A 21,447-nucleotide genomic window follows, 5' to 3' on the forward strand; every position below is an offset into this window, starting at 1 on the left:
ATAAAGATGAGTCAGACCGGATCAATACCTACCGTTTCGATCTACGGCATTCCTTTTTCCAAACTGACGATGAAAGAAACGGTGAAGGTTCTCCAGGAAGCTGTGCTGTCCAAGCAGACACCACATCAGGTCATTACAGCCAACCCAATTATGGTTATGGCCGCATTGGAAAATCCCGCAATCATGGAAGTCATGCAAGCTGCGGAATTGATTGTTCCTGATGGAACGGGTGTCGTATGGGCTGCAAACTATTGTGGAGATCCTGTAGCTGAGCGAGTGCCGGGTTTTGAGCTTTTACATGAATTGCTGCGTGTTGGAGAAAACTATCGATGGGGCGTATATCTGCTTGGTTCCACCCCTGAGGTGATTCAAGAAACGGCAGTTCGGTTACAACAGCAATATCCGGCGATTCGAATTGTGGGTTATCGCGACGGTTATTTTGGTCCGGCTGAGGATGAACAGGTTGTCACTTCCATACGGGAAGCTGCACCTGATCTGTTGTTTGTAGCACGTGGGGCAGACACCCAAGAACCGTGGATTCACAAACACAAAGATGCACTACAGGTTCCCGTAACCATGGGCGTTGGCGGCAGCTTTGATGTGATTTCCGGTAAAACGAAACGTGCGCCTATGCTGTTCCAAAAGTTAAGACTGGAGTGGTTCTATCGTTTATTGCGTGAACCAAGCCGGGCTGGCCGGATGCTTGCGCTTCCGAAATTCGCTGTTAAGGTGATGCGTGACAAAGAAAACGTGACGAAAGTCCGTTAAAAACAGGTAATTGCGAGATAAATGAGTGTTTTTGCTAGAAATTGAGGATGGCTTTTCGGGTGTGATGAGCGTATAATTCATTCCGGATTACATGTGTGCCACTCCATGAAAACAGAAGCGTTACACTTGGCACTACGATTGCAAGGCAACCTGTCGATCGCCGTTATCCCCAGATTTCCTTTTATCCTTTTCCAAAGGATGAAATCCGGCGATAAATGCGAACGTTACACTTCTCTAGGTTTTCCTTGCACTCTCCGTTATCGTGTAACAGAATTTTTCATCAAAAGTGACTAACAAATAATTTTTATATATAAAAAGAGATCAGGGGATTTATAATTTCGTACAGGTATTATAATTGGGGGTCGAATGTTCAAATGGTAGCGATCTTTATCATTGGATTTATCGTGTCAATGGGACTGGCTCTTGCCCTGACACCACTTGTCAAAAAGTTCGCAGTCCGCATTGGCGCAATGGATACGCCGAATGCACGTAAAGTACACACGCGGATCATGCCACGTCTTGGTGGTCTGGGGATATTCCTAGCCTTTATTATTACAGTTGCTGCATTGCTTCCGTTTGTATCGGCATGGTTCACGACTCGTGATATGAGTTTTGTCAGCGCGTTTCTGATTGGTGGAACCATTATCGTACTGATCGGAGCACTCGATGATCGGTTTGAACTGTCAGCCAAAGTGAAGTTGCTTGGTCAGATCGTGGCTGCTTCTGTCGTTGTATTCGGATTTAATATCCGGGTAGATTTCGTTAACATTCCTTTTCAGGATTCCTATTCTTCACTCGAAGCTTGGGTATCCATTCCGCTGACAATCTTATGGATCGTTGGTGTAACCAATGCGATTAACCTGATTGATGGTCTGGATGGTCTGGCTGCCGGTGTATCTGGTATTGCAATTGGTACCATTGCCGTGATGTCCTTCCTCATGGGTAACATGATGATTGCCTTGATGTGTCTTGTATTGCTGGGTAGTATTATCGGATTCCTATTCTTCAACTTCCACCCGGCCAAGATCTTCATGGGGGATACCGGATCACTATTCCTTGGTTTCTCTCTGGCGATGCTGTCCATGCTGGGATTCAAACAAATTGCTATCGTGTCCTTTATTACCCCGCTGATCATTATCGGTGTGCCGCTCTCGGATACCTTCTTCGCGATTATCCGTCGTGCGGTACAACGGAAACCGATTTTCGCACCGGACAAAGGTCACCTGCATCACTGCTTGCGTGAACTTGGATTCAGTCACCGTCAGACGGTGCTGATCATTTATGGAATTGCCGCATTCTTCGGAGTTCTGGCGATTATCCAATCTTCCGCTGCCATGTTTGAAGCGAACTGGGTAACGTTTGTGGTCATCTGTATCATGATGTTCTTCCTTCAGGTGGGAGCAGAAGTCATCGGACTTGTTAGCAAAACGAGAAGACCGGTTATTAACTTCCTGATGCGCATGCGCGTCAAGATGAGCCCAGAAACTCGTTCGAAATCATAAATAGATAAATGTAATGGTTATAGCTATTCTTGAATATTATTCCAGACCCAACCTTATTCCTTGTGGATAAGGTTTTTTGTTTATTTTGAGGTTTTTACTAAATAATTGGAACCTTTTGCCGATATATAAAGGTAACTGACTTAAAAGAGGAGAGATGATATTTAATGCAACAAAAGAAACGGCCGTTGGTCTGGATGATGTTGGTCACCATGGTGTTCTCATTGTTCCCACAAGGTCTATTCGGTGGTTCCGTTGCTTCGGCAGCTGACGCATTTTCCACATACTTCACGCCCTCGGATCAAACAATTCGAGAAAGTTCCAGACTCTCACTTGTTTTTGATTCTACTCAAGGTAAGGATAACTCCAATTTCCTAACCCGTGATAAGGTATACAAGAGCCCTACCTCAGCGCTGACAATTACAGGTACATTCGCCATGGTGAGTGGGACAAGTCTGAAGGTAAAAGTTGAACAGTTGAAATTAGTCGAACAAGGAACCCTTAAGACATGGACTCCGGACGAGACCCGTACAGTAACAACAGCTATTACGGATAGTGGAAGTAATCGATTTACAGCAAATGATGTTGCATTGTTTTCAGGATTTAACAAGATCACGTTTATCGGAACACAAGGTAACAGCTCTGTAGAAAGCTCCGATAGTTTCTATGTGATGTATGATCCGGCTCCTTATATTGAGAACTTTGTATTATATACAGATCGAACTGTTCCAGGCGGTGGTGTAAGCTACAACTTGAATGAGGGAACAGAGACGGTAGTGGATACAGAGCGTGTTGATTTCCAAGGTACAGTTAAAAACGCAACGCAGGTTTCGCTCTCGGTTAATGGTGCAGAACCTATTGATCCACCAGTTACTTCAGATGGCAGCTTCTTCGCATCACAAATTAAGTTGTTGCCGGGGGAAAACATTCTGAAGTTTAAAATTGAAGGTCAGCCTAACGGTATTGAAACAGAACGTATCGTGTATTATTTTGATAAAACAAAGCCATTTGTAGATCTTAAGGTGAAGATTGGAACTGAAACTAAATCCGTACTGAGCAGGGACGAAAAGTCAACATTTACGGATCCAAATCAAACCACAGCAACATTGTCTGGACAAGTATTGATTCCTTATGTTGAAGGCAGTGGTAAATTCGCTGATGAAGGTGTAGTAACAGTTCAAGGACAACCCTACACCGTTAATATTGGTGCTAATGATGAGAAGTTGATTACAGGTCCTGACGGAAGATCTGTAAGATATCGTATGGTATCATTTACTTCTAATGATGTATACAACCTGACTGCAGGTAAGAATCAATCGCTTACTGTAAGGGTGGCTCAAGGCGCATTCAGTGCAGAATATACAACCAGCTATTTATACTCGCCTGGTTCACAAGACATCACGAACCTGTACTACCTGCCTAACTTCAAACCAGGATCTGCAATTACGTCCAAAGTACCGCTTAACGGCGCGACACTACAAGAGGATAAACTGTATATTCTCGTAGAATCGAGTAGCTCACTTGATAAGATACCAAGGCCTGTTCTTAAAGGAGCTTATCTGCCATCAGGGCTTAAGACGGTGGATATGACAGAAGTTACGAATGTCTCAGGATTAACTGATAAACAACAAGTGTATGAAATTAATGGTCTTGCAAGTGGTAAGCAGCAACTTCGCTTCTCCTTCAGTGATACGCCAGAGCCTGAGTTGTCTAAAATCGTTGAAGTTACCTATGCAACGATCAGTTCGATCTATGTTGGAAGCTTGCAAACAGGAGAAACTTATGAGTTCGACTCCTCTGCAGGGAAGCAATACGTGAGTGTAGAGGGAGAATTGCTTGGCTTCAAAGATCTGACTGCATTGAAAGCAGAGATGATTGTGAATGGTCAATTGACTGCAACGACTGCCACAGGACTGGTGACGGGGGATACTTTAGATGTTGAGCCTCCAACACCTATTCCTGTAATCGAATTTCCAAAAACTCAGAAATTCAAATTCAGCTTACCGATCAAGCGGAATGGTCCAATATACTATGGAGAAAATACGATTGAACTTCGCGCTGTAGTTGATGATGGGGGCGGAAGGCCCAAAACAATTACAACGGTTCTGAAAATCAATGTGATCGATACTTATCATTCAACCATATCTACATTTATGCCAACGCGTATTCCAACAAGCAGAGAGTCTTTTGATAATTCGATAGTTAGCAATTACACACAAGAGAAGCTAAGCAGAATTTTTGCGGTGACTCCTGATTTTATCTTTAAAGATGAAAAATATGTAACGAGTGAAAAAGAGTTTGATCTGGTATTCAGAGGTGCTGGGGCCCAGAATGTAAATCTGAGCTTTGGATCAAAAGTCATTTTCAGCCAAACATTGAATAGTGATAATGTGCTTCAGAGTAAAGATACTGGCGAAACGGCTGATTATACAGGGTCAGACTTTGCGGGTAATCAAGATGCATTTATTGGCCGGATTCGCGGCTTGAAATTTGATGCGCCTGGTACACAAGTGTATACACTTGAGTTAATTAACAGCACAGGGGCTCGTTCTATTCAAAGAATCGAGATCGTGCGTGAGCCTGCATCTTATCGGATATTAGCTCCACAGCCTACAGTGGGTGATCAGATCGTTGTTAATAAAAACTTTGTCCGCTTCGATATTGAAGCAGAAGGCGCAACTCAAGTGAAGATTGGTAAAGACATCGCTGAGAAACGTACAGACTTAAACAATCGTTTTGTGCTTGATTATGTAGATCTTAAGGCGGATAAAGAGAATAAAGTGAAGATTGAAATTACCCGTCCAGGCGGGAAAATTAATGATACGATCTCTATTTACTATACAAGTGCAGTAACGACAAATTCGGAGTATATGGCTCCGAAGGTTGCCAATAAATATACGGCGTTTAATAAAAACTTGCAGTTGTCTTTCCCGAAAGGAACTGTGTTACAATCTCAAAACTCAATCGGTGTAACAAAGTTTTATCCAAATAACAAACTGTTGTTTGGTATTGCGGAACCGAAAAAAGGGATTGTAGAGAAGATCAATGATTATGGTTATGACACCGAGATTGGTGGAGAGAATAAGCCGAAAATTGAAATACCGCTTGCTGTCTCAGGGAATTTCGCATCTTCATTGGACACAGGTGACTTTACCTTAATCTCAGATATTTACTGGATTAATGGTGGAGTCGGTGAACTGGGTAGCAAAAGTGATAGCAGCTATAAACCAGGGACGGATGGTCTCACTCCTTACAGTATGGAAGGGATCTTCTCTACATTCGCTTCTGAGCGTATTCTCACACCGTCTAGTCGAGGATCATTAATTTTGAACTATGATCCGTCTATTGTGGATGATGTTGGTGCTACAATTACGGTATTCCGTCTTTCCGATAAAACCAAAACAGGGACATGGGTTCCAATTGGCGGCAAGGTGGATACGAAGAAACATACCATTACAGTCCCATTCGATGAATTTGGATATTATAAAGTAATGAAACAGAGCAAAAGCTATGCGGACATTACTAATCACCCTTGGGCAAGAAACTACCTTAATGCCATGTATGCCAAAGGTCTGATGAAGCCATTGAAGAGTAATTCGTTTGGTGCAGATGATCGTATAACTCGTGGTGAGTTCGCAACGTTGCTGGTAAAAGGCATGAATATTCCAATTACAACGCCAACACAGCAGACCTTCAGTGATGTAGGAAAAGGTACGGGAGCGGAGATTTGGAACTATGAAGCTATTGAAACTGCAGCACGTGTAGGTATCATTACGGGACGCAGTGACGGCTTCTTCCAGCCACAGTTACCAATATCAAGAGAAGATGCGGCGGTAATGATTGCCCGCGCCATGAATGCTAAACTGGCTGCTAATGACGACAAACTGTCGCAAGCATTAGGTAAGTCATTTTTGGATTCTGGTTCAATCGAATATTATGCACGACCAGCTATACAAGCTGTAACCAAAGCCAAAATTATGGATGGAAGTCCGGTTACAGTAGCTGGATCTAAGAAAGCACAATTCCAATTCAATCCAAAAGGCAATATGACTCGTGCTGAAGCTGCTAAAATTGCTGTAGAGCTGCTTAAGAAAAGTACAGGTCTATTCCCTAAAACCTTGAGTTAATTCATTTGATACATGGAATCAATTTAGGAAGGACCTGTCCCTTACTCTAAAGGGGCAGGTCCTTTTCATGGCTGTCAATGAATTGACATAGAGTACTTTTATAATAGAAGAAACAGAATTTTTACCAATAACTATTTTTGTAATTTGCTAGAGTTTAAGATACAATAACGGTAAATACACAATGATCTAGAGGGTGAAGTTAGCTAATGAAACCGATTTATTCGAAAGCCCAGCTGGGCTACATGAAGGCAAAGACACAGTTTGAGAAGCAGGCAGTCATTCTGGAGAAAAAGTTGGAAGATACACGCAAGACTCAGGAGATCTCTCAGGAAGTTATGGAAGGGCTTGTACAGTCCACTGGCTTCCATGATGCGTATAACAATCTGGTTCTGGCTGAGAATGAGTTGATTGAATGGTCTCACACGACGATGAAGCATGAGAAAACGTACCGTGAGAACAGACAACCAATTGACGATATGTATCTGAGATTGAACAGTGATCCAAATATGCGAGCTCAAATTATTGAACTTGCGATGAAGATTAAATAACTTATATTTCCAGAACTGCACCAGAAGCATCCCAATAGGGGTGCTTTTTTATTTTATTTTTTGTGAATTTTGTCGCTTCATAGGTTGAAGTTGCGGGTATAAATAAACGTTGGTAGCACAGACAAACCAGAGACCGCATTTCCAGATTCACTGCTGTATCAACGGTTTGAAAAGGTTTTGAATGGCTTTAATACCCGCACTGTATCTATACATAAAAAAAATCAAAACTTTTTTTGTGCAATCCGCAACTTTTTGAAATCTACTGCGTTTAAAGTGTAGAGTCGAAAACATTGGGCCTGTTACCAAGAATGACCTCGTGAAGAATCTTGTCTATTTTTTAGAAAAAATTGCTTTACGCAACGAGAGACCCATTGTATAATACGTAAGGTAGGATTAGGAAACTACTCTATTTACGTGTGATTCTGCTTTACAAACTAGTTTACAAGTTTCTGTGATATGCTCACAGACATCATTTATATTAACTTGCTCACAACTCTGGAAAGGGGGTGCAACAATATATGAGGAATACGAGCGACCCTATTACTAAAGAAAATTCAAATGTTATGAACGCCCAAGGAGGAGAAAAAAAGGTTATGAAGAAAATTTTATCCGTAGCATTGTCTACAGCAATGGCATTCTCAATGTTTGCATCTGTAGCATTCGGTGACACAGCAGTTTCCCCGCAACAACAGTTTGATGCATTGAAAGCAAAAGGTATCTTCAACGGTTATCCGGATGGTACAGCAGGTCTTGACAAAGACATGACTCGCGCTGAGTTTGCAAAAGTTATCACTAAATTGCTGGGTCTGAAAGAGATCACTGGAACTCTTTCTTACACTGACAAAAACTACACAGCTAAAAACTGGGCTGTACCTTACATCGAAGCAGTAACTGCTGCGGGTATCATGGAAGGTAAAAACGTTGAGAAGAAAATCTTCGACTTCAACGGTAAAGTGACTGTGTCCGAGATGGCTACAATCCTGACTCGTGCATTGGATCTTGAAATCCCAGCTGAAACAAACAACACTGCTCCAGCTTGGGCTAAAGGTTATGTTCAAGCAGCAATCAACGCTGGTTTGGTTGATGCAAACACTAACTTCACAGCTAACGCTTCCCGTGAATTGCTTGTAGGCGCTGCTTACGCAATTGACGAAGCACAAAGCTTGAAAGTATCTTCTTACACAGTAACTGAAGGTGGAAAAGTTGTTGAATTCAAAATCAGCGACGGCGAAACTGTAAAAGTTACTTTGGATAAAGCTCTTGAAGCTAACAAAGAAACTGAAGTGAAATTTACTTACAAAGAGAAATCTTTCACTGAAAAAGTTACTTATGTTGTAGAAGCTGCAACTAAAGTACAATCCGCTTCTTCTGTTAACTTGAAAGAAGTTGACGTTGCTTTTGACGGTAAAGTAGATAAAGCTACTGCAACTGACAAAGCAAACTATAGCGTAGACGGCGGAGCGAAAATCGTTAAATCCGTAACTCTGCTTGAAGATGGAAAAACTGCTCGCGTGTTGTTGAACGAATCTAGCAGATTTGTCCAAGGTACTTCATACAAAGTAGTTGTGAAAAATGTTAAATCTTCAACAGGAACTACAGTGCCGCAAGGTGAAGTTTCCTTCACATCTGCTGACAATGTATTGCCTACAGTAACAGAAGTGAAAGCTCTGGGAACTAAAGTAATTAAAGTAACTTTCTCTGAGCCGATCAAAGCACCAGTAAGCAGCAACTTCCAATTGGATGACAAAGCTTATGTTGGTAACGTTACTTTGGGTGCTAACGATAGAGAAGTGATCCTGCGTGATTACACAGGAACAATCTCTGAAGGTGCACACAAATTGACAGCTTCCATGATCGAAGATTACGCTGGACTGAAGTCTTTGGCTTCTACCACTGACTTCACAGTTGCAGTAGATAACGAAGGTCCTAAAGTGACTGAAATTACTGCTACTCTGGAGAAAGTGACTGTTACTTTCGATGAAGAAATTGATCCACAAACAGTTAATAGCGAAAGTTTCTACTGGTTGTCTGGAACTACTAAAAAAGTAGGTAAAGCAACTCAAATTTCTGGAAACGTGTATGAAGTAGATTTCACTGAAAACCGTCTGCCAGGATATGAAACTACACTTTATGTTGATGTTAAAGACTACTCCGGTAACGCTAATGCTACTAAAGAGCACAAAGTTACTGCAAGTGTAGATTTGGTTCAACCTAAGTTGATTGATGTATCTTATGGTACTGAAGTTGCAAACCGCCTGACTGTACGTTTTGATAAAGCAGTTACTGCTGACGATATCAAATACTTCACAGTTACAAAAGGTAGCGACAATATTCCAGTAAGAAGTGTAAGTGTTGCATCAGGTTCTGATAACAAAGTTTTCAATGTTGAATTCTATTCGAATCTTGAAAGTGGAACTTATAACCTCAAAGTTTCTGGTGTTCAGGACAAAACTGCTCTGAAAAACACTATGACTCCTTATGAAGGTACTTTTGTAGCAAGCGATAGCGCTGCTCCTGCTTTGACTGCTGCAAATATTGATGTTAACGAAACTGGCGTTAATAAACGTGTTGCTCTGACATTCAATAAAGCGATTGATCTTTCTACACTGGGAGCTAAAGCTAACTACTACATTGGATTCAAGAAAAATGGCACAGGCGAACTGCAAGAAATTGCATTGCCAGCTGAGGTTTCCTTGAACGTTTCAAACGGTGGTAAAACTGTAATCTTGGTATTCCCTGAAACAATTCAAGGTACAGACGTTTCATTCCCAAGTACAATTGAATATGTTAGTGTAGTAGGTTTGAAATCTACAACTGGCCAAGCAACAGGTTACATTAACACTAAAACTGTATTGAGTGGTACTGGTCTAGATGCTACTCCATTCAACACTGCAACTGGAACACAAAAAGATTCCAGAACTGTTGAAGTATCATTCAACTTACCAGTCGCAAGTGCTACAGCATCTGACTTTGCAATCGCTGGAACAAGCGTATCATCCGTTTCTGTTAGCGACAACAAAGTGACGTTGAAAACAACTTCTGACATCAATGCAAATAGTGCTGTAACTATCAATTCTAACAATGCATTGCAAACTTATGCTGGTAATAAGTACATTGGTTCTCTGAGTGTTGCAACTACTGGTCAAGTAAGCCCTAAAATTGATGAGAGTGCATTGAATGACGACGACAAAATCATTTTGGTTGGCAACAAATTTGAAATTCCATTTACAACTAACCTTGATACAAGTGTGCAAAATGAACTTGGTGCACAATTGCGTATTGTAAGAGCGGATGCTACCAGTGATCGTTTGTCTGCTATCAATGATTACACAACAACTGTAAGTGGTAATAAAATTGTTGTTACTGTATCCAAACCTAATCCAAGTGGATATGCATACTTGGTGAATGTAACTGAAGATGCAACATTGATCCGCAACAGTGCAGATCATTCCAAATTCGCAGCTAAATCTTCTGTTTACAGAACAACTGAAAGCACTACTGCAGTAGCTACAGGCGTTACTTTCGGTACTGCAAGCATTACAACTCCAGGTGTAGCGTCCACGACAGGTACTGCTGAAGTTAATGCACTAACAATTGTTAACCCAGCTTCTACTGCTGCAGGTAACATTACAGTTTCTTTGACAGAAGGAGCTAATCCGGCTGCTACTCAACTTGTTAGTGTAGGACTTAATAACACTCCAGCACAAGTAGCTTCTGCGATTGTTACTCAAGCTAGTTTCACAGGTTATACTCTAACTATTGATCCAGCTAATCCTGCACGTGTATTGTTTACAGCAGCAACACCAGCAGCTGATAAAGCTGTTACAATTAGCGTAGCTGATACAGGTACAACAGGTGTAGGTACGCCATCTGGAACTGAAGTTACTACAGGAGTTGCTCCAACAACTGGTACTCCACAAGTAGTAACATTGCCAGTAACTCATGCGGCTACTGCAAATGGTAGTGTTATTGTGACTTTCAACAACGGAACTACACCTACGACGGTAACTGTTCCAGTTACTAATGGTGAAGCTGCCAATGTTGTTGCACTGAAAATCGCTAATGCATTCAACTTGGCTGATTATACAGTAAGTGCTAATAATGCAAATGTTGTTTTCACAGCGAATGCTCCAGCTGCAAACAACGCTGCTGTAACTGTAACTGCTAACTAATCTTAGCTGATAAAAGAAAGCTCACCCATTAGGGTGAGCTTTTTTTCATACAACAATATCGTAACTTTCTCACCCTCTTAAACGTTTATACTATATAGCAACAAGCAACTTATGGGAGGTTTGGAAGTGGATCATAAAAAGGTCATAACGACTTTGATAACTAGTATGTTATTCATCAGTTCAAGTGGAGGGCTAGTAGCTGCCGCAAGTACACCAGCTAACTCAGGTAAACCTGCTACCAATAACAGCACTACAACAAAGAAGCAACAGACAACAACGACGAACAAAGTCGTACATACACTGGCTAAGGTACCTGCGGTTAAAGTAACTGCACGTAGTACCGTGAAATTAACCGACGTTAATATCTTGTCTCAAGATGACGGGAATACAGTGACGTATACACTGACGTATAAAAATAATGACAGCACACCTATGATGATGCTCGATTATTGGAGCAAAGTGAAGACCAAAGGCGGGACGAGTTTCTCTCCAAAACTGATCGCCAAGGATCAGGAGAAGAAGACGGTTTCTCCGGGCTCTACGGTTGATCTCACATACGTCATGAAGGTTGGACGTGAGGTTAAGCTGAGTGATCTGAACTTCCTGATTGTAAAATGGGATTTCAGTAAACCGAATTATGAAAGCACGCTGGGGAAATTCAATGTTCCCGCCTCTTATAGCATCACTACACCTGTAGGTAAAACGAAGACGGTTCGTCTGAGTGATTCAGCCGTCAAGGTTAAAGTCTCGGGAATTAAAGTTTATCCAGGTGAAAATAAGAAGCAATATGTCAAAGTTGGCGTGAACCTGAATAATATCAGTTATAAGCTATTGGATAATCCAAACATCAAGTGGATTCTACGTACACCAGGTGGTACGAATTATCCGTTGACCCCGGATAAGGATAGTACGGGTGTCAGTATTCAGGCACAGGCCAATAAAACGTTAAATTTAATGGCTTCTTTGCCTACAGCGTTGAAACTGGAAAAGTCCGAATTACTGCTTGTGGAAGAACAAGGTGAAGAGAAGACTGCTCTACCGGTGGCAGCACTACAGCTTCCTGAAGCTAGCCAAACGAATGTAAACGTAGTAGCGAATCAACCGAATATCATCTCGATTGATGGACAACCTGTATCGACTCTATTGGAATCTGCTCGTGTCCGTGGTGAGGATGAAGAGTTTGATCTAACGATGCAGTGGGTCATTAAGAACCAAGGGAAAAAAGAAGTTAAGGTTCCCAAATACGCATTAGAGATCCGTACAGAAGATGGAACTTCCTATCCGATCGAGACGAAAGCGCTAGATGATCTGAAGTTGAAGCCAGGTGCGACTAAAACGATCAAACTGAACTCTACGATTCAAGGGAATGGCGATACCAGCAAAATCAAATTATATGCGATGACACCTACAACCAAAGATGAGAGCAAAGAAGGGGAAACATCTGGCGGAGGCACGAGTGGCTTTGAGTTCTCTTATCCGATTGGCATCTATGCTATTCCTGAATCCGTAACAAGTGGAGATGGACTTACAACAGAAACGGTAATTAAGAATAGTAAAGGTACATTCGGGGTATCTGTTGGCTCCTTACAACGTCTCCCATGGACAGACAGTGATATTATTGCTGCCAAGGTCACCATCCGTAATGCATCGGCCAAAACAGTTCAATTGCCTGAGCTGGAAGCGATGTTCACGATTGATTCCGCACGTATTGATGGAGATACGAAGCTGATTAGCGCACAAGGCGGCAAGTTACTAGGTTCTGGTATGGTCACCGAAGCTTATCTCCTGACGAAGATTCCATCTGAACTCAATATGAGCCGTCTGGAATTAACTTTGCAGGAGAAAGTAAGTGAGGAAGAAAAGAACGATTGGATTACTCTTAGTACGTCCGGTTTAATTCAGCCCCTCTCTTATGTAGGCGAAGGGAAAACCTATACTCAAGGAACTGCAGATAAAGAAACAGAGCTGGGCATACGCAGAACATATGTATATCCGGGATCTTCGTCCGATATTGTATACACCGAATTCGAGATGACGAATAAGTCTCTGCGTCAGAGTGGCCTTGCGAAGTTGGTAGGATACTACAAAACAGCAGATGGTCAATACTACAAAGCAACAGCCAAGCAGGCAAACCGTGTACCAGGACCAGGTCAGAAGAGTATCGTTACGTTCTGGGCCAAAGTGCCGAAGAGTGTGAAAACATTATCTGATATGCGTCTGATTGTAGGTGAAGGAGTTGCTGATAACAAGTTTGTCACCGGTGAAGGTGAGGCAACGGCTTATGTTAATGCCATGTCATTTGAAGTACAGCCGAAATCATTATCTGTTCTATCTTCTCTGAATGATATCGACTTGTATCCGTTCAAATTCTCGGGTAGCAATATTAAAGCTTATCTTACAGGTGGAACGGCGGTACAGATTGAAATGATCTACTCCTTAACACAGGAGGAAGCTGTGGATAGTGGAGAGTACGGACACAAGCTGATTTTATCTATAACTGATGGGTCAGGAAAAGTGTTTGATAAAGAGCTCACACCAGGAACTGATCTGAAAACAGGCATTAACCAGACGCTGAACTGGAGTATTGATGATACGGTATTTGATAAAATACGTGGTGGCTCATATCGCGTAGCCTTGTATGATGTTTTCGAAGGTCAACGAATTCGTCTTGCAGAACAAGGTTATAGTTACGATGTATCCAAACTGCCTAAAGAAGAACCGATCATCCCGGAGTTCCCGGAAGAGGGTTCTAATAATCCCAATAATAATCGGTAATTTGTACGCAAATTAAGATATTTTAAAGCTAAGACCTCGCTTCCACATCTACGGAAGCGAGGTTTTGCTTGTCGCATGGCATTTTTTTCTCTATAGTTAAAGTTAATAGATTACCAGAGGAGGAAAATGATTCACATGAAACCTTATATGAAAGTATCCCTCGCTGCGCTCGCCATTGGTGTTGGCGTGTGGGTTGGGTCGGTATACAGCAATACAGCCATTGGAGCAGGCACCAGCCAACCAGGTACAGCGGATGATCCAGTCGTAACGAAGAGTTATGTAGATCAGCAGATCCAACAGGCTTTGGGCGGTAAGATCCCGACTGGAGGAGGTAGTACCAATACGGGAACAGACAGCAATGCAGGAAATGGTAACAACACTGGCTCTACAGGAACCGGGAACTCCGGTAGCACAGGTGGAGACACATCCCTTCCTCCACTGGTCTCAGGCGCTTCTGATGCCGTTGAGATCGTAACCGTGAAGCCGGGTCAACAGCTGATCGGTAAGTCTGGCGCGGAGTTCATTGTACGTAGCGGTAAAGCTGTGATCGTCAGTGAAGGTACGAATGGTGTAGCTGATCTGACGGACGGGATTGACCTGACGAATGGACAGGCAGCGCCAACCAATCACCTGCTCTCTTTTCCAAGGGATGGACGGGGAATTACGGTATTGGAAGGAAACAAATATAGCCTAACCGTAATGGTTCGTGGCGGATATACTCTGAAATAGGATTTGTAGCTGTAAAAGGAATTATTCATTAGTCATACATTTCATTTGCTCAGATTACCCAGTTCTAACAAACATTAATACGGCTAGCCAGCCTTGTTCCTGCTCACTCTATAACTGTTGACAATCAATTAATGGAGGTGCAGGAACCATGGCTAGAAGCAATCGCAAAGTGGTACCCGAAAGTCGTCAAATGCTGGATCAGATGAAGTATGAGATTGCTGCAGAGTTTGGTCTCAATGTGGGCTATGGTGACAGAGGTTTGGCTGGTGCGGATACAGAATTTGGATCTGAACTGGGTGAAGTGAGTGATCACTCCTATGGGCAATACAAAGGGTGGGGACATCTGACTTCCCGCGAGAATGGATCGGTTGGTGGAGAGATCACGAAAAGGCTAATTCGCCAGGCAGAACAGCACTTATAGGGCATTGTCCTTACCCCATTTCGTTTGACACGTCTTGACAAATACGTTAAGATGGCACTTGAGGTATGCAACCTTTTCCACTAGGGAAAGGTTGATTTTCGTTTGAGGCAATTACCTGAAAAATCCTTATCTTCGGTACTGCGGACCCTGCGTCCTTATTCCATTTTGGAAAGCTTCGAGGGTACAGTGAACGAATCGCTGTCATGTTTTGTTCGGGCAATCGCCATACTACTAGTTATGGGAGGTTGAAACTTCATGTCTGTTAAAGGCCGGCATCTATTTACATCGGAGTCTGTAACCGAAGGGCATCCGGATAAAATCTGCGATCAGATCTCAGACGCCGTATTGGACGCGTTTCTTGCAAACGACCCCAATGCTCGCGTAGCTTGCGAAGTTTCCGTAGCCACAGGCTTAGTGCTTGTCATCGGTGAAATCAGTTCAGCTTCTGAATATGTGGACATTCCGTCCATCGTTCGTAATACAATTAAGGATATTGGCTACACACGTGCCAAGTTCGGTTTTGATTATAACACTTGTGCAGTTCTGACTTCTCTGAATGAGCAGTCCGCTGATATTGCCCAAGGCGTTAACGCAGCGCTTGAGAACCGTGACCCGGAACAAGTCGCTCGTGAAACAGAAAATATTGGTGCAGGTGACCAAGGTCTGATGTTCGGTTTTGCAACGAACGAAACACCGGAACTCATGCCTTTACCAATTGCATTGTCCCACCGTATCGCACGCCGTCTGGCGGAAGTGCGTAAGAACGGTACATTGGAATATCTTCGTCCGGATGGTAAAACGCAAGTAACGATTGAATACGACGGTGACAAGCCGGTACGTGTAGATACAATTGTTGTGTCTACTCAGCACGCTGAAGAGACTACACTGGAACAGATCCAAAAAGACATCAAAGAACATGTCATCTTGCCTGTAGTTCCAGCTGAATTGCTGGATGAGCAGACTAAATATTTCATCAACCCAACAGGACGTTTTGTTATTGGCGGACCTCAAGGAGATGCAGGCCTCACTGGACGTAAAATCATCGTAGATACCTACGGCGGTTATGCACGTCACGGCGGTGGTGCGTTCTCGGGTAAAGATCCAACTAAAGTAGACCGCTCCGCAGCATATGCGGCTCGTTACGTAGCGAAAAACCTTGTAGCTGCAGGTCTTGCAGACAAAGTTGAAATCCAGCTCGCTTATGCGATTGGTGTAGCCAACCCGGTATCGATCAACGTGGATACATACGGAACTGGCAAAGTCAGCGACGAGAAATTGGTTGAGCTTGTACGCAACAACTTTGATCTTCGTCCGGCCGGCATCATTCGTATGCTGGATCTGCGTCGCCCAATCTACAAACAAACCGCTGCATACGGTCACTTCGGCCGTACAGACCTGGATGTACCTTGGGAGCAAGTGGACAAAGTAGACCTTTTGAAAACTCAAGCAGGTCTGTAAGTTAGGTTCAAATAGAGAAAAAGCCCATGATTCTGATATGGAATCATGGGCTTTTTTTGTCGTTACGATTCTTTTTGTAACTTTAAGACTTGTGCCTCTGATAGACCAGAAGCTTCAATGATAACGGAAAGATCAACACCCATTTTTATCATTTTTGAAGCGATCTTGATTGCTTTTGTATGTTCTCCTTCTGCGAATGCCCCTTCTCTAATTGAGGCTTCATCATGCAGATATCTCTGCCGGGCTTCATATAACTGGCGTACTTCTTCATCCTGACTTAGAAACTCAAGTGTGTCCATGGCCTTCTTGAGTACAGGTTCATTCATACTGAGTACCTCCCATTGGTTTCTTTGAGTTCCTTTCAGGAAAAGTAGCCAATTCACTAACCCACCTTCCTGAATGGAGTGTTTGCTTACATCCAGCTTGGGTAATTCCAGAAAATGAAGCTCGATGTCATCAGATAACGAAATTCCGCTGCGCTCTTCACGCAAATGGAAGATGTTATGGTATTGTTCGTTTGGTAAAAAAGAAAAATTGAGTATGTTAATGGTTACGCATTTCTTGAGAGCTTTATACGGTTGTCCCTCTTGTAGTTGCCCGCTATATAGCTTGCTCCAATAGAAGAGAGTTCTTTTCTCAGTATCATATTTATTAAATAACTGCATTTCGATATTGATTATTTCGCCTTCAGATGTCTTGGCTCGTATATCAAGGATTGACTGTTTGTCGCTCGGAGCATCCTTATCTGTGTAAGGATTAAGCAAATGGATCTCTGTAAGAGGTGGTCGGTTAGCTTCAGCAAAAGTTCTGTTCAAGAAAGTAATGAGTACGTCCCGGTTTTCTTCACTGCCGAAGATTCGTTTGAATAGAAAATCGTTGCGGGGGTCCAGCAACTCTGCCATTTTCATTTCAACTCCGTTTCTTCTTATTATATCATAAGACCGAAGATTTACTTCACAGCGAGAAGAGATATAATGAAGAAATAATACCAAAATTACCCTTTTCCCTAATTGAATCACATCGTTTTGCCGAAATACATAATGAGGTCTGTACATCAGACAGGAGAAGAAATGCAGATAAGGGGGAAGATCAGTGGAATTCAAGAGAATTGCAAGAAAAGGCATGCTCGGAATCTTAATTGTTATGCTGACGGCTCAAGGTTGGCTTACGGGTTGGAGTGGAGTCGAGCAGGAAGCATATGCTGCACACGCATTAAGTGCAAATGGAATAACGAATACTGTTCCTGCGGTGAAAGGAACGAATGTCGATAGTTCAGTACCATTCGTTATTGATTTTGATAAACCTGTTCAGAAGGCAACTGGTACACAAAGTTCAATCTTGATTAAGCGTTTGGATGACAATACAACGATGGGTTCGGTGCTGGTATCCAGTGACCAAGTTGTGATTGATCCCACACCACCGATTACAGACCCTACGACACCCGATGCTGGGGACAACACACCTGTACCAGCTACTGGCCTACGAGTGACGATTACACTGGGCAAGACTCTACCGGGAGCAACATACTACGTAGAGATAGATAATAAATCATTTGTTTACGCTGACAATACTGCATTTCCGGGACTGACTAACAAAGAGTGGACCTTCAGTACTCTGGGGCTAGGCTCAACTTCCCTTGTGAGTAGAGTTCCTGATAACGCAGCAATGGTATCCCTTTCAACTAAGGTAGTAATGACGTTCGATAAGCCTGTAACCGCAGGTAGAGGGAATCTCATTATTTATCAGGGAAGAGTTGGTGGTACAGTATTTGAGCAGATTCCAGTAAACGCAGGAGCACCTCGAATTACAGGTTTTGGAACCAATACGATTACGATCGTTCCCACGAATAACTGGAACAACAACACTACATATTACATCGTAATGCCAGAAGGTTATTTGCGGGACAGCAATGAGAATGATATCAGTGCAATTAGTGGGAATGTTTGGGGATTCAATATCATATCCGATCCGACGTCCCTCATGGTATCTACTGTATCTCCCGCAAACGGTACTACCAATGCACCTTTAACGGGAAATTTAACAGTTACGTTCAACAAAGAACTTGATCCGAATTACATTCAGAATGTAACGCTCAAAAAATCAAATGGAGCAACCGTTGCATCCAAGACAGCCATGAATAGTTCAAACAATAGACAATTGCTGATTACACCTGCGAGCGCATTGGATAGCAACACAAATTACGTGGTAGATATTCCAGGCAATGTGTTTCGTGATAAAGCAGGAAATACATTTACAGGTCTTAATGGGTCTACATCATGGGCCTTTAAAACATTAAGTGCAGATACAACTGCACCTGTGTTGAAAAATGCTAAGATGCATAGCAATAACACCATTCGCCTGACGTATGATGAGTGGCTGTACAGCACTAATTCGCTGAGTAGTACTTATGCTGTAACTGTAAATGGTGAAAAGAGGAATGTCAGCTCTACCTATATCTCAGGTGACAGTGTATATGTTGTCTTGGATACGGGTGTAGCGGTAGGACAGGTTGTGCGGATCGCATATGCACCTGGTACTACAGGTAATCGTCTTACAGATCAATCTTCCAATGCTGCGGCTGCTTTTGGCGCAAGAGATGTGGAGAACGGTTTAGATTCTGTCATGTCCAAGCCGCGAGAAGGTAACGTGTATTACAGTACAATTACGTTGTACTACCCTGAGACGGTATATATCACTTCAAGTGATGCAGCAAGACAATTCAGTGTAACTGCGGATCAGTCGGCTGTAGGCATCAATAGCATATCGATCAATGGTAGCTCTGTGGTGACATTGAATCTTAGTCGATCCATTACGGATGGTGAAGTCGTTCAGGTTGCATACACGCCAGGTTCATGGCCTGTTAAAGATACACGTGGACAGGCTCTTGCTGGATTTAGCGGCTTCTATGTCCGCAATTCAATTGATACCAAACCACCTGAGTTTAAGAGTGCTGAGGTGAGTGGTAACAAGTTATGGATGCGTTACAATGAACCACTAAGCACGTCGAATAAACCGCTCAGCAGCCAATATTCTGTTCTGGTCGATGGCAAGCCGGTCTTCGTTAATGATTCCGAGATCGAAAATGATCTCGTCACGTTAACGCTGGCTTCGGCGGTGAAGGATACGCAAAATATATCGTTATCATATGTACCTGGAGCATTGCGATTAACGGATCTGAACAATAACCCGGCAGGATATCTCAACCTGACTCCAGTAACGTACACATATGGAAATGGCAAAATCCTGTCGGCTACGCTTCAGGGAGACACGGTTCAGATTAATTTCCGTGATTCAATCCAGTCCCAAGCTGCACTAACAGTATCTCAGTTCAGTGTAGTGATTGGTAATTCAACCACAACCGTATTATCTGCTTCAGCTTCTGGCTCTGTGGTGACGTTGAAAGTGGATACATCAGCAGTAACATCGACAGCTACTCCGACGGGAACGGTGAGTTATGTACCTGGGGCAGTGCCGTTACGAGATGCGTCGAATGTCACGATAACAGCATTTGGTCCACTTACGTTGCAACAGACGAATAATAGTTCGAACAATAATCAGTCGGGAAACCGTCCTTCCTGGTTGTCGGAATTGGATGCATCGAGCTATGGTCAGTCTTTACTTGTAATGAATAATTCTACGGCTTCTGCTGTATCTGCGATGTCACACTATAATCGGCCGACTCGTCAATTCAACGTGGATGCAACCAAGTTGATTCAGTCCTTTGAATACGCTGGAGCAAACGGGAAATTGACTCAGCCGGTGGTATTCGAGATTCCGGACAGTGAATCGGCTGCGTATGTTGGATTCCCATTAAATACACTGACTCAGATTGCTGCAAGTTATCGCACAGGCACTATTGGTGTGAAATATGGCGATCTTCTCTGGACGGTGCCACTGTCTAATTTAGATATGGCGGCTATGAGTCGGAGTGTAGGAACGTCAAACACAAGTACAACGACAGGAGCAGCAGTCCCATCCTTATACGTTCAGTTAGAAACGGTACCTGTGTCTTCATCGGGGACGATGGAAGGCTTGATTGCAGGTGCAGGAGCACAGAAGCTTGGCAACTATACGGACGTATATTTGTATGCCGGTAATGGAACAAGCGATCAACGTGTAGATCAGAATGTCAAAAGCCAACTGGCCATGCAATTGGCTGCCAATACCCCGAGTGTAACATCTGGATTTACGTATATCGATCCAGTTACGTTTAGGTTATCCAATGTACCTAGTTCCTTTAAAAATACGACAAGTGGTGTAGTTGTTCAAGGACAGCTGAATGGCAATCAGTCGGTAGTCCCTGTTAACAACATCGTTAGTTATCCGGATACGGCGTCACACTGGGCTAGTGAGGTCATTAAGGAGCTCTCTGCCAAATGGATTATTAACACACCGGGTGGTTCCTTCTACCGACCAAATGAGAACATTACACGTGCGGAATTTGCTGAATTGGTCGCAAGAGGTCTTGGACTGAATGGAGAACCTACCGCAGCAAGTCGTTTCCATGACGTTCGCAGCGGTAGTGTGACAAGTGCCTATATCGGTGCTGCAGCTGAAGCGGGGATCATTACGGGAAATACCGATGGTACCTTTAAACCGGATCGCCCCATTACGCGTGAGCAGATGGCACTTATGATGGTACGTGCGATGAACTACGGTGGGAAAAAAGTCTCTCTTCAATCTTCAGCTGCTACCACTCTATCCAAGTTCAAGGACAGCAACAAAATCCAGTCCAAGGATTCTGTTGCCAAAGCGGTGCAGGAGGGAATCATTCAAGGCATGACAGCCAGAACATTTGAACCTCAGGGAAATGCAACTCGTGCACAGGCAGCAGTCATGTTGAAACGGGTTTTGGACAAATTAGGATATCTATAAATTAATAGGGACACTTCAAGGAAGCTCATTTCTTGAGGTGTTCTTTTTATATAATTAGATAAAGGACTAAAGAGA

Annotated in this window: 11 protein-coding genes; 10 read left to right on the plus strand and 1 reads right to left on the minus strand. The window is 43.0% G+C overall.

All coding sequences use genetic code 11. The features are described from left to right. The first annotated feature begins 6 nt into the window (after positions 1-6). The 9 genes from QVE09_RS16020 to metK all read left to right on the plus strand — a co-directional run bounded on the left by QVE09_RS16020 (position 7) and on the right by metK (position 16,497). Positions 7-768, plus strand: coding sequence for a WecB/TagA/CpsF family glycosyltransferase (locus tag QVE09_RS16020; protein WP_315937576.1), 762 nt, complete (start codon positions 7-9; stop codon positions 766-768). A gap of 374 nt (positions 769-1,142) precedes the next feature. Continuing rightward, complete coding sequence (locus tag QVE09_RS16025; protein ID WP_315937577.1) at positions 1,143-2,270, plus strand: glycosyltransferase family 4 protein; 1,128 nt, start codon at positions 1,143-1,145, stop codon at positions 2,268-2,270. A 164-nt stretch (positions 2,271-2,434) separates the two neighbouring features. Further along, positions 2,435-6,394 carry an S-layer homology domain-containing protein gene (locus QVE09_RS16030; protein WP_315937578.1) on the plus strand — a complete coding sequence of 1,320 codons (3,960 nt, stop codon included), beginning with the start codon at positions 2,435-2,437 and terminating at the stop codon, positions 6,392-6,394. Between the two features lie 206 nt (positions 6,395-6,600). Next, positions 6,601-6,942 carry a hypothetical protein gene (locus tag QVE09_RS16035; protein WP_036612519.1) on the plus strand — a complete coding sequence of 114 codons (342 nt, stop codon included), beginning with the start codon at positions 6,601-6,603 and terminating at the stop codon, positions 6,940-6,942. Positions 6,943-7,460: 518 nt separating this feature from the next. Beyond that, entirely contained in the window at positions 7,461-11,114 is a 3,654-nt protein-coding gene (locus QVE09_RS16040) for an S-layer homology domain-containing protein (RefSeq protein WP_315937579.1), read from the plus strand. A gap of 126 nt (positions 11,115-11,240) precedes the next feature. Beyond that, positions 11,241-13,889 (plus strand): hypothetical protein, encoded by a 2,649-nt coding sequence (locus QVE09_RS16045; protein WP_315937580.1) that lies wholly within the window; start codon positions 11,241-11,243, stop codon positions 13,887-13,889. Positions 13,890-14,024: 135 nt separating this feature from the next. Continuing rightward, a complete protein-coding gene (locus QVE09_RS16050; RefSeq protein WP_315937581.1) occupies positions 14,025-14,618 on the plus strand; it encodes a hypothetical protein in 594 nt (197 codons plus the stop codon). Positions 14,619-14,766: 148 nt separating this feature from the next. Then, positions 14,767-15,039 (plus strand): alpha/beta-type small acid-soluble spore protein, encoded by a 273-nt coding sequence (locus QVE09_RS16055; protein ID WP_315937582.1) that lies wholly within the window; start codon positions 14,767-14,769, stop codon positions 15,037-15,039. A gap of 255 nt (positions 15,040-15,294) precedes the next feature. Beyond that, a complete protein-coding gene (gene metK, locus QVE09_RS16060; protein WP_315937583.1) occupies positions 15,295-16,497 on the plus strand; it encodes a methionine adenosyltransferase in 1,203 nt (400 codons plus the stop codon). Positions 16,498-16,559: 62 nt separating this feature from the next. Here the strand turns inward: metK and QVE09_RS16065 are convergent, their stop codons facing one another. After that, positions 16,560-17,399, minus strand: coding sequence for an Rpn family recombination-promoting nuclease/putative transposase (locus QVE09_RS16065; RefSeq protein ID WP_124116884.1), 840 nt, complete (start codon positions 17,397-17,399; stop codon positions 16,560-16,562). Between the two features lie 190 nt (positions 17,400-17,589). On the opposite strand from QVE09_RS16065, the gene QVE09_RS16070 reads away from it, so the two are divergent. Further along, positions 17,590-21,372 (plus strand): S-layer homology domain-containing protein, encoded by a 3,783-nt coding sequence (locus QVE09_RS16070; protein ID WP_315937584.1) that lies wholly within the window; start codon positions 17,590-17,592, stop codon positions 21,370-21,372. Positions 21,373-21,447 lie beyond the last annotated feature (75 nt).

The sequence above is a fragment of the Paenibacillus sp. ClWae2A genome (genome assembly GCF_032452295.1).
Lineage (GTDB): Bacteria > Bacillota > Bacilli > Paenibacillales > Paenibacillaceae > Paenibacillus.

Coding starts and splice junctions, on each gene's coding strand:
- QVE09_RS16020 (WP_315937576.1), top strand. CDS start 7: ATGAGTCAGACCGGATCAATACCTACCGTTTCGATCTACGGCATTCCT.
- QVE09_RS16025 (WP_315937577.1), top strand. CDS start 1,143: ATGGTAGCGATCTTTATCATTGGATTTATCGTGTCAATGGGACTGGCT.
- QVE09_RS16030 (WP_315937578.1), top strand. CDS start 2,435: ATGCAACAAAAGAAACGGCCGTTGGTCTGGATGATGTTGGTCACCATG.
- QVE09_RS16035 (WP_036612519.1), top strand. CDS start 6,601: ATGAAACCGATTTATTCGAAAGCCCAGCTGGGCTACATGAAGGCAAAG.
- QVE09_RS16040 (WP_315937579.1), top strand. CDS start 7,461: ATGAGGAATACGAGCGACCCTATTACTAAAGAAAATTCAAATGTTATG.
- QVE09_RS16050 (WP_315937581.1), top strand. CDS start 14,025: ATGAAACCTTATATGAAAGTATCCCTCGCTGCGCTCGCCATTGGTGTT.
- QVE09_RS16055 (WP_315937582.1), top strand. CDS start 14,767: ATGGCTAGAAGCAATCGCAAAGTGGTACCCGAAAGTCGTCAAATGCTG.
- metK (WP_315937583.1), top strand. CDS start 15,295: ATGTCTGTTAAAGGCCGGCATCTATTTACATCGGAGTCTGTAACCGAA.
- QVE09_RS16065 (WP_124116884.1), bottom strand. CDS start 17,399: ATGGCAGAGTTGCTGGACCCCCGCAACGATTTTCTATTCAAACGAATC.